Here is a 9293-nt window from a genome sequence, read left to right as displayed (position 1 = left end):
CTTCCCCCTTCGGCGGCGGCATGCAGCGGGGTGAACCCCGCCCAGTAGCTCTCGATCTCGGCGTTCGGGTCTGCTCCCGCCAGAAGCAGCAGGCGGACGGCATCGACATGCCCGTTCTCAGCGGCTTTGTGCAGGGGTGTTTCGCCGAGCCCGGCTCTGGTGTCAACGTCGACTCCGGCAGCCAGCAACTCGCGGATGACATCCGTGCAGCCGTTCGCTGCGGCCAAGTGCAGCGGACTCAGGTCTCCGATGGCTATTTTCGCGTTCGGATCGGCGCCGGCGGCCAGCAGCTCGCAGACGCGCTCGGTCAAGCCGGCGGCGGCGAGCAGATGCAGTTCGCTCCATTCGCCCGGCAGTGATGCTCGGATGCTTGCTCCGTTCTCCAGCAACAGGCGGGCAGCCTCGGCATGGCCGCGCCATGCGGCAGCCTTCAACGGGGTGTCGCCCTCGCCGTTCTTCGCGTTGGCGTCAGCCCCGGCCTCCAGCAATCGGCGGACGGCCGCTTCGTCGCCGTCGTCGGCAGCGGCCAGAAGAGCCTCGTTGAGCTTCGCTGAGGGGTTGCCCGCCGGAGCTAGGCTCGGCACGGGCTCTTCGCTTCGACCTTCACCGACGGCGGCCGCGAGGGCAAGTCCGGCCAAGGGGAGCAACAGGAAGCAGTAGGCGTTCATCTTTCGGGCGTCTCGGTTGTTCAGGATTCGTTTTTATCCGGCAGGTTGCCGTCGCAGGCTCGATGTTTGCCGTTGCAGCGGAATAGGGCAACCGCCGCAAAAAAACCGGCGGACGTACCGGGCACTCAGTACCGCCCCCCTATTTTACCGTGTCATTAGCAGTGCCGCCTGACACGGGAACGGGGCAGGCTTCATCCTAGCGCAAAGTGCCTGACGAGTCAAGGCTTTGGTGCACAAAAGAATCGGAAAGGGCCACCGATGTGTCGGCCGTGTCTTCGATCCGTGCTTCGGCAGGCGCGGTTCATGCTGCGTTGGCTCGGCCGATGCGCAGACGGGCAAAGAATGGGGTATTCAGCATCTGCAAAGATGCGTTGCGGGATAAAAGACCTTGTCGATATGCCGCCTCAAAGACGCTCCGAGAACGCGCGGACGCACCAGGCACTTGATGCCGCATCCCTATTTTACCGTGTCATTGGCAGTGCCGCCTGACACGGGAACGGGGCGGGCTTTATCTTAGCGCAAAGGGCTTGACGAGTCAAGGCTTTGGTGCACAAAAGAATCGGAATGGGCGGCCGCAGATGTGTTATTTGAGTCGGCAGGTCGAGATACGGCCCGCGCTCCGACTCTCTTGGGATGTGATGCGTGCTGACCTTGTTCAGGCTTTCGTCGCTTTTTCTCCAACGAAAGTGAGGACGGTTCTTGACGGGCGGATACGGGGCGGCTAAAATGGGCAATTAATGTTTAAGGCAATGAAGAAGGTGGCTCTTGTTGTTTTGTTGCTGGCTGCGGGGGCGGTGCTCTGGTTCTTTTTCGGCCGGGGCGACGGCGATGCGGCGGGGCGGCCGCTTCGCCTCAACGGCCACGTGGATATTCGCAGTGTGCAGACGTCGTTCCGGGTGCCTGGGCGCTTGGCGGCGGTGACGGTGGATGAGGGCTCTCAGGTGAAGGCGGGCGAGGTGCTGGCGGAGCTGGATGCCGAGCCGACGCGGATTGCTCTCGACCGCGCCCGCGCGGCGCTTGCAGCGGCTGAGGTGGCGGTGCGGCAGGCGCGCTGCGCGTCGGAGTCGGCGGAGGCGCAGCGGCGGATGTATGAGGCGGGTTATCGCCGCGAGCAGGTGGATGCGGCCGAGGCGACGCTGGCGTCGATGATTATTGTGCGCGAGAATGCGAAGCGCGATTATGAGCGCAGTTTGCAGATGCGCGAGTCCAAGGTGGTGTCGCAGCAGGATCTCGAGGCGACGGAGCGCCTGTACCGCGCACAGGCGGCGGATGTGCAGGCGCAGGAGGCGCGATTGGCGGAGTTGAAGGCGGGCTACCGCGCGGAGGAGGTGGAGCGAGCCCGCGCAGAGGCGGCTGCGGCGGCTGAGGCGGTGCGGCAGGCGGAGGCGCAGCTGGAGTTGGCGCGGGCGGATGTGCGGCAGGCGGAGTTGAATTTGGCGGATACGCGGCTTTGTGCGCCGTCCGACGCGATTGTGATGACGCGGGCGGTGGAGCCGGGGACGATGCTGGCGGCGGGTTCGCCGGTGCTGACGCTTTCGCTGCGCCACCCGGTGTGGGTGAGGGCTTATGTTGATGAGCCGCTGCTGGATCGCGTCAGGCCGGGGGCGCGGGTTCGCGTGGAGACGGACGGCGGGCTCTCGTTCGGCGGGACGGTGGGTTTTGTGAGTCCGCAGGCGGAGTTTACGCCCAAGACGGTGGAGAGTGCGGAGATTCGCACGACGCTGGTGTATCGCCTGCGTATTGTGGTCGATGAGCCTTGCGAGGGGCTGAATCAGGGGGCGCCGGTGGTGGTGGTGATTGACTGAGGTTGGGCTAACGGGGCTCGCCGCAGGAAGGCGGGCGGAGGTGTTTGTTGTGTCGGGTTCGGGTTTTGCAGCTGCTGTTTCGGCTATGGAGGGTTCACCGCCGATTTCGGTTCGCGCTCAGGCTTCGGGGCTCTGCTATCGCTATGCCGATGACGAGGGGGCGGCGGAGGCTCTGCACGAGCTGAGTTTTGATTGGCGCGAGGGTGAGGTGCTGGGTTTGATCGGGCCGGACGGGGCGGGCAAGACGACGCTGCTGCGCCTGATGGCGGGTTTGCTCCGGCCGAGTGCGGGCGAGCTGCGCTTGCTGGGGCTCGACCCGGTGCGCGATCACGCGAGGCTGAGTCGGCAGGTGGGCTATATGCCGCAGCGTTTCAGCCTTTATGAGGATCTGACGGTGCAGGAGAATCTGCGGCTTTGCGCGAGTTTGCGCGGGGTGCCGCGCCGCGAGGCTCTGGCGCAGGAGCCGGAGTTGCTGGAGGCGGCGGGGCTGGCGCCGTTTCGCTCGCGGCTCGCGGGCAAGCTTTCGGGCGGGATGCGGCAGAAGTTGGCGCTGATCGCCACGTTGGCGGGGCGGCCGCCGCTCTTGTTGCTGGATGAGCCCGGGGTGGGGGTTGACCCGCTTTCTCGCCGCGAGCTCTGGGGTTTGGTGAATGGTTCGCGCGGGGCCGGGCGGAGTGTGATTTGGTCGACGGCGTATTTGGATGAGGCGGCGCGCTGCGACCGCGTTTGTTTGCTGCATCGCGGCCGCCTTCGCTTTCTCGGGGTGCCGGGGGATTTGCTCCGGCCTCTGCGGGGGCGCGTGCTGACGCTGGAGCTTGTGCCTTCGGAGCGTTTGCGAATGCTGCGGGTGCTGGCGGCGCATCCGGCGGTGCGCGATGCGATGATTGAGGGCTCGAGGCTGCGCTTGCTGCTCCGGCGCGGGGCGACGGCGGCGGATGTGTCCGGGGGGCCGGGTGTAGAGGGGCCGGCGGGGGAAGCGCTCCTGCGCTTGCGCCCCGCGGAGCCTCATTTTGAGGAGGCGTTTATTGATTTGATGGACGAGCAGGATGGCGGCCCGTCGGTCAAGGCTCCGCCTTCGCTGGCGGCAGCGGCCGAGCCTTCGGAGGAGGTGGTGATTCGGACGGTGGGGCTGACGCGCCGCTTCGGGTCCTTTGTGGCGACGGAGGATTTGAATTTGGCGGTGCGCCGCGGGGAGATTTTCGGTCTGCTCGGGGCCAACGGGGCGGGCAAGACGACGGCGTTTCGCATGATGTGCGGGCTGCTGCGCCCGAGCAGCGGACGGGCAGAGATTCTCGGTATCGATCTCGCCCGGGATGCCCGGCGGGCGCGGGCGCATTTGGGGTATATGGCGCAGAAGTTTTCGCTCTACGGCAACTTGACGGTGGAGCAGAATCTGCGTTTTTTCGCGTCGGTCTACGGGCTGAAGGGGGAGGCGGCGGAGAGGCGCATCGCGGAGTTGGCGGAGAATTATGAGCTGACGTCGCGCCTGCGATGCGGGGCGGCGTCGCTGCCGCAGGGTCTCAAGCAGAGGTTGTCGATGGCTTGCGCGGTGCTGCATCGGCCGGAGTTTCTGTTTCTGGATGAACCGACGTCGGGTGTCGATCCTTTCGCGAGGCGTGCGTTCTGGCATGAAATGAACGCTATGGCGGCTCAGGGGGTGACGATTATTGTGACGACGCATTTCATGGACGAGGCGCAGTATATGCACCGCCTAGTGATTATGAATCGCGGCCGGGTGATTGCGGAGGGGGAGCCGGAGGCGCTAAAGGCGGCGGCGGCGAGTGCCGATTGCCCGTCGCCGACGATGGAGGAGGCTTTTATTCGCTATATCGAGAGGGAAGGAGGCGACTGATGCGTTTGGCGGCTCTCATCATCAAGGAGTTCAGGCAGGTGCGGCGCGATTCGTCGAGCATTCTGCTGGCTTTTGTGCTGCCGATTTTCATGCTGCTGCTTTTCGGGTATTGTGTGAATTTCGATAGTTCGGTGACGCAGCTTGCGCTGGTGACGGAGGATGAGGGGCCGGTGGCGCACAGTCTGCTGGAGCGGGTGCAGGGGTCGCCGTATTTCCGCGTGGAGCGGGCGGCGGATGAGGAGGAGGCGATGGGGCGGCTGCGCAGCGGGTCGGCTCACGCGGTGCTGATTATTCCGTCCGATTTCTCGCGGCTTTGCACGGCGGGCGGGAGTCCGCGCCTGCTTCTGGCGACGGACGGCAGTGTGCCGAATACGGCGCAGTTTACGCAGATGTACTTGCAGGGCGTCTGCTCGGCTTGGCTGGCGGAGCGCGCGGCGTCGGCTCCGTCGGGCTCGGGTTCGGCGATGGTGGAGGTGCTGCCGCTCTACCGATTCAACAGTGCGGCGGAGAGTCGGCGCTATGTTCTGCCGGGTTCGATTGCGGTGGTGATCTCGTTCGTGGGGACTTTCCTGACGGCGATGGTGGTGGCTCGCGAGTGGGAGCGCGGGACGATGGAGTTGCTGCTGGCCTCTCCCGTGACGCGGCTTGAGTTCATTCTCTCGAAGCTCATTCCCTATTTTTTGCTGGGGCTTGGGGCGATGGCGGTTTGCACGCTGGCGGCGACGCTTCTCTTCGGCGTGCCGCTGCGTGCGCCGCTCTGGCTGCTGTTCGGCATCGCGTCGATTTTTCTGCTCAGTGTGTTGGCGATCGGGCTTTTGATTTCGACGCTGCTGCGCAGTCAGTACACGGCGTCGCTGGTGTCGCTGAATGTTTCGGTGCTGCCGACGATTATGCTCTGTGGTTTTATTTTTGAGATCAGCAGTATGCCGGGCTGGGTGCAGGCGGTCAGCTACCTGATTCCGGCGCGCTACTTTGCGCCGAGTCTCAGCACGCTCTTTCTGGCGGGGGCGGAGTGGGCGGCGCTGCTGATCAATGTGCTGTTGCTGCTTGTGTCGGGGCTCTTCTGGCTGGGGCTTGTGTTCTTCGCGACGCCGAAGCGTCTCGATTCCTGATTTTCACTGTACGGAGCTTGATTTACCGCTATGAGAGAGCGCCTTCATCGCTGGTTTGCCCTGCTGATTAAAGAGCTGCATTTGCAGTTCCGCACGCCGCGCAGCGTGCTGATGCTGGTGATGCCGGTGCTGCTTCAGACGCTGCTGTTTCCCTTTGTGGTGACGATGGATGTGACGCACTGCGATGTGGCTCTGCTCAATGAGGACGGCGGCTCCGCGTCGCTGGAGATGCAGCAGCGTATTGCCGCCATGCCCTACGTCAGCAGCATGCAGCAGGTGCACAGCCGCGAGGAGCTGCACCGCCTGCTGGATGCCCGCCGCGCGATGATTGCCGTGCACCTGCCGCCGGATTTCGATGAACGCCTGCTGCGCGGCGAGTCCGCGCCTCTTCAGGTGATCTGCGACGGGCGGCGCTCCAACAGTTCGCAGATTGCGGCGGGCTACATCAGCCGGCTCGCGCTGCGCCTGAGCGCGGAGCTGCGCGGCGAGGCGCTGCCGCAGCCCGACGAGACGGCGGAGGGCGAGTTGCTCGTGCGGCACGTGTTCAATCAGGAGCTCAGTTACGTCTGGTTCATCATGCCCTGCCTCTTCGGGATGATCGGGATGATTACGAGCCTCAACATCTCGGCGATGGCGCTGGCTCGCGAACGCGAGGAGGGCACCTACGAGCAGCTTTGCGTCACGCCGCTGAGCCCGCTGGAGATTTTGCTCGGCAAAACGGTGCCCGCCACGATGATTGTGCTGGTGCAGTGCAGCATCATCTGGGCAATGGCGCACTGGGCCTACGGGGTGCCCTTTCTCGGTTCGGCGCCGGCGCTGGTGGCCGGGGTGGTGGTGTATTCACTGGCGTTGACGGGTATCGGTTTTGTGATTTCGGCTTTTTGTGCAACGCAACAACAGGCGTATGTGTGCATGTTCTGCTTCATCATTCCCTGCATTCTGCTGTCAGGCTTCGTGGCGCCGGCGGAGAATATGCCCGCTTTCATGCAGTCGGTCGGTCGGCTCGACCCGCTTTATTACATGATTCTCATTGCGCGCGGCACCTTCCTCAAGGGCGACGGTTTTGCGGAGATCTGGCCGCACTTAACCGCACTGGCGGCCATCGGGTTGGCGACGCTCGGCACGGCCTACGCGGTGCTGCGCCGCCGCATCTGCTAGGTGCGCACGCCGCCGCTCAGTCCTCTCGCAGAAGAGCCTCAAAGCACGTCGCTCCACTGAGGCGGAGGCTGCGGCAGTGAGAGCGCGCAGATGCGGTCGATCATGCGATCCCAGAGCTCCTGCCCCTGCTCGATTTCAATGCGGATGCGCAAGAAGTAGATGGGCACGTCCATTTCGTCGGGCTTGAGGAAGCGCACGGCGTCCTTCTCGGTCGTCACAATGAGGTCGACGGCACGGTCGGCGCAGCGCTCGACGAATTTCTCGAGGTCTTCCTGGTCGAACCAATAGTGGTCGGGGTAGCGACGGCGGATTTCGATGTGTGCGCCGAGCCCGTCGACGAGGCATTCAAAGCTCTCGGGGCGGGCGATGCCGCTGAGGCAGGCGACGTATTTATCCTTGAGGTATTCGAGGGGTTTGCGCTCGCCGGTGAAGATGTTTTCGAGGTAGGCGGGGGAGTGGTTGGTGACGATGATGTCAGCGAGTTTGTTGTATTTGCGGATGGTGGCGATGAGCTCATCCTGAGGTTTGCCGCCGCTCTTGGTGAGGATGATGTAGCTGGCTCGCTTGAGGCTGCTGCGGGGCTCGCGCATGGTGCCGCGCGGCAGCAGGGCGCCGGTGCCGAAGGGGAAGCCGCAGTCGACCAGCACGATGTCGAGCTCGTGGCGCAGTTTGAGGTACTGCATGCCGTCGTCGAGCACGAGGGTGTTGCAGCCGAGTTGTTCGATGGCGAAGAGCCCGGATTTGACGCGGTCTTTGTCGACCAGAACGGCGACGCCGTCGAGGTTGCGCGCCAGCATGTAGGGCTCGTCGCCCGCGTGCAGCGGGCCGAGGTAGCGCGTCTTGCCGTCGCTGGCTATCTTGGGCAGGTTTTTGACGCGGCGACCGCGGGCGTCGCGCCACTCCTGAGGCTTGTCGAGGTCCGCGCTCTTGTAGCCGCGCGTGAGGATGGCGCATTTGCGCCCCCGATCGGACAGGGTGCGCGAGAGCAGCTCGACGACGGGCGTCTTGCCCGTGCCGCCCGCCGTGATGTTGCCGACGCTCACGACGAAGGTGCCGAGGAAGTGCACGGTTTTGATGCGGCGCCGAAAGAGCAGCAGGCGCACCTTGACGAGCAGGAAGAAGAAGAAGGAGGCAAAGCGCAGCGCACAGCGCATCATCCAAGCGCGGAATCCGTGAGCTCGGCCGAACACCACATCGGTGCCCCACTCGGCAAACTCATCCATCCGTGACTTCATGGGGGGTATCCTAGCAGATGCCGCTTCTTCTGTCAAGTTCATGAAGCTCTGCCGACGCGGCGGCCGCGCAGAAAATCGCCCGCGCCGAGCCCGCGCCCCGTTCGCGGCCGAGCGGGGCGCGGGCTTGAGCGGTCCGCCTCCCGAGAGAGCGCGGACGGGGCGAGCTCATTTCTCGACGCCGAGGCGTCTGAGGGCGCGGCGGACGTCGCGTCGCTCGCGGGATGAGTAGCTGCGGCGGGCGGCGATGCGATACCACGCGATGGCTTCTTCGCGCGAAGCGGTCACACCGATTCCCTTCTCATAACATTCGCCCAGAGCAAGGCAGGCTTCGCGGTGGGGGAGCTTGCAATCCGCCGCGCGGCGATACCAGATGACGGCCTGTTCGGGCGAGGCCGGCACGCCGCGACCTTCGGCATACAGGCGACCGATGCGGTACTGAGCGTCGGCGTTGTCGTGCTTATCGGCGAGTTCGAGATACAGGCGCAAGGCGTCGTCATATGACTGCGGCACGCCCTTGCCCTGCTCGTAGCATTCCGCCAGGCGCAGGCGGGCGCGTTCGTCGCCTTGTTCGGCCGCGCGACGCCAGCATTCAGCGGCCTTCTGCGCTGAGGGCGTCGCCCCCCGCCCCTTCTCATGGCAGCAGCCCAGAGCAAAGAGACCCTCGGCGTCGTTCGGGTCGAAGAAGAGGCGGCCGGCGTCTTCTCCGTAACCCCCTGCAAACTCGTAGGTGCTGTCCCCCGAGTACGACCGCGGAGGATAGGCGATTACCTCACCGCTCTGCGAGTCAACAAAGAAACCGACCAGAGGGGAACGCAATTTGAGAATTCGCGGCCCCGGAAAGTAATAATAGTCCCCGACGATGTAGCATCGGATGTTGTCCATTCGCTCCAAGGTCGGGTACGAACGGCGGTGCACCCGACGCGATTCATCGTCGCTTTCCGGATGGCTGCGGAGCCAAGCGACGAGCTTCTCCCGCGCCTGCTGCGCGGAGAGCGGCAACTCCCGGCTCTTTGCGAGGGCTTCGTCGAGGGGCAAGGGGTGAACGTACAGCTCGACAAAATCGCCGAAGAGGAGGTTCAGTCTCATCTTCGCGTTTTTCCGCAGCACGCTCTCCAGACGCGCCAGGGGCGAGGTCTCGGCGCGCTTGTCGGCGGGCACGCTGCCCTGTGCAAAAGTCGTTGTACATCCTGCTGCCGCGGCGATCAGCAGCGCGGAGCATGTGCCGCAGGCCAGTCGCAAGAGTCGCTTTTTCATGGTGCGTGTTCGGTGCGTATGTTGGTTTCGGGTTGCAATCAGGGGAGAGGGTGGGAGGAGCTGTCCCTTTCCTCGAAGTCTATCACGCCGTTTTTTGGGTGTCAATGAAAAAACGCAACATGTTTCCTGCCTGGCACACCTGTCCCAAAGTTTGAGCAGGGGGGAAAAGGGATGCAGTAATCATGCGGGTTGTCGGGCAAGGAGAGGGC

At 64.3% G+C, this 9293-nt stretch carries 7 protein-coding genes; 4 read left to right on the top strand and 3 right to left on the bottom strand.

Going from position 1 to position 9293, the window contains the following annotated elements:
* Window positions 1-668: ankyrin repeat domain-containing protein (locus tag AC6UAL_RS09335; RefSeq protein ID WP_500683109.1), on the bottom strand; the 668-nt coding region annotated here is incomplete at its 3' end.
* Between the two features lie 737 nt (window positions 669-1405).
* Between AC6UAL_RS09335 and AC6UAL_RS09330 the strand changes: the two genes are divergently transcribed.
* The 4 genes from AC6UAL_RS09330 to AC6UAL_RS09315 all read left to right on the top strand — a co-directional run bounded on the left by AC6UAL_RS09330 (window position 1406) and on the right by AC6UAL_RS09315 (window position 6595).
* Entirely contained in the window at window positions 1406-2473 is a 1068-nt protein-coding gene (locus AC6UAL_RS09330) for an HlyD family secretion protein (protein ID WP_500683108.1), read from the top strand.
* Between the two features lie 85 nt (window positions 2474-2558).
* Window positions 2559-4325 carry an ATP-binding cassette domain-containing protein gene (locus tag AC6UAL_RS09325; protein WP_500683107.1) on the top strand — a complete coding sequence of 589 codons (1767 nt, stop codon included), beginning with the start codon at window positions 2559-2561 and terminating at the stop codon, window positions 4323-4325.
* Window positions 4325-5437 (top strand): ABC transporter permease, encoded by a 1113-nt coding sequence (locus AC6UAL_RS09320; protein ID WP_500683106.1) that lies wholly within the window; start codon window positions 4325-4327, stop codon window positions 5435-5437. Before AC6UAL_RS09325 ends, AC6UAL_RS09320 begins: the two co-directional genes overlap by 1 nt.
* A gap of 30 nt (window positions 5438-5467) precedes the next feature.
* Window positions 5468-6595: an ABC transporter permease gene (locus AC6UAL_RS09315; RefSeq protein ID WP_500683105.1), complete on the top strand. Its 1128-nt coding sequence runs from the start codon at window positions 5468-5470 to the stop codon at window positions 6593-6595.
* Between the two features lie 38 nt (window positions 6596-6633).
* Here AC6UAL_RS09315 and lpxK read toward each other — a convergent pair whose 3' ends face one another.
* A complete protein-coding gene (gene lpxK / locus AC6UAL_RS09310) occupies window positions 6634-7830 on the bottom strand; it encodes a tetraacyldisaccharide 4'-kinase (protein WP_500683104.1) in 1197 nt (398 codons plus the stop codon).
* Window positions 7831-7995: 165 nt separating this feature from the next.
* Window positions 7996-9084, bottom strand: coding sequence for a tetratricopeptide repeat protein (locus tag AC6UAL_RS09305; RefSeq protein ID WP_500683103.1), 1089 nt, complete (start codon window positions 9082-9084; stop codon window positions 7996-7998).
* Between the last annotated feature and the right edge of the window lie 209 nt (window positions 9085-9293).

Origin of the sequence: Candidatus Parakkermansia intestinigallinarum, from assembly GCF_944389695.1 — a bacterium.
Lineage (GTDB): Bacteria > Verrucomicrobiota > Verrucomicrobiia > Verrucomicrobiales > Akkermansiaceae > Akkermansia > Akkermansia intestinigallinarum.
The sequence above is the reverse complement of the archived record's forward strand: the minus strand, read 5'-3'. Positions and strand labels throughout refer to the sequence as shown.

What these genes read in the sequence shown, in the direction of transcription:
- AC6UAL_RS09330 (WP_500683108.1), top strand. Translation starts at nt 1,406, where the DNA reads ATGTTTAAGGCAATGAAGAAGGTGGCTCTTGTTGTTTTGTTGCTGGCT.
- AC6UAL_RS09325 (WP_500683107.1), top strand. Translation starts at nt 2,559, where the DNA reads ATGGAGGGTTCACCGCCGATTTCGGTTCGCGCTCAGGCTTCGGGGCTC.
- AC6UAL_RS09320 (WP_500683106.1), top strand. Translation starts at nt 4,325, where the DNA reads ATGCGTTTGGCGGCTCTCATCATCAAGGAGTTCAGGCAGGTGCGGCGC.
- AC6UAL_RS09315 (WP_500683105.1), top strand. Translation starts at nt 5,468, where the DNA reads ATGAGAGAGCGCCTTCATCGCTGGTTTGCCCTGCTGATTAAAGAGCTG.
- lpxK (WP_500683104.1), bottom strand. Translation starts at nt 7,830, where the DNA reads ATGAAGTCACGGATGGATGAGTTTGCCGAGTGGGGCACCGATGTGGTG.
- AC6UAL_RS09305 (WP_500683103.1), bottom strand. Translation starts at nt 9,084, where the DNA reads ATGAAAAAGCGACTCTTGCGACTGGCCTGCGGCACATGCTCCGCGCTG.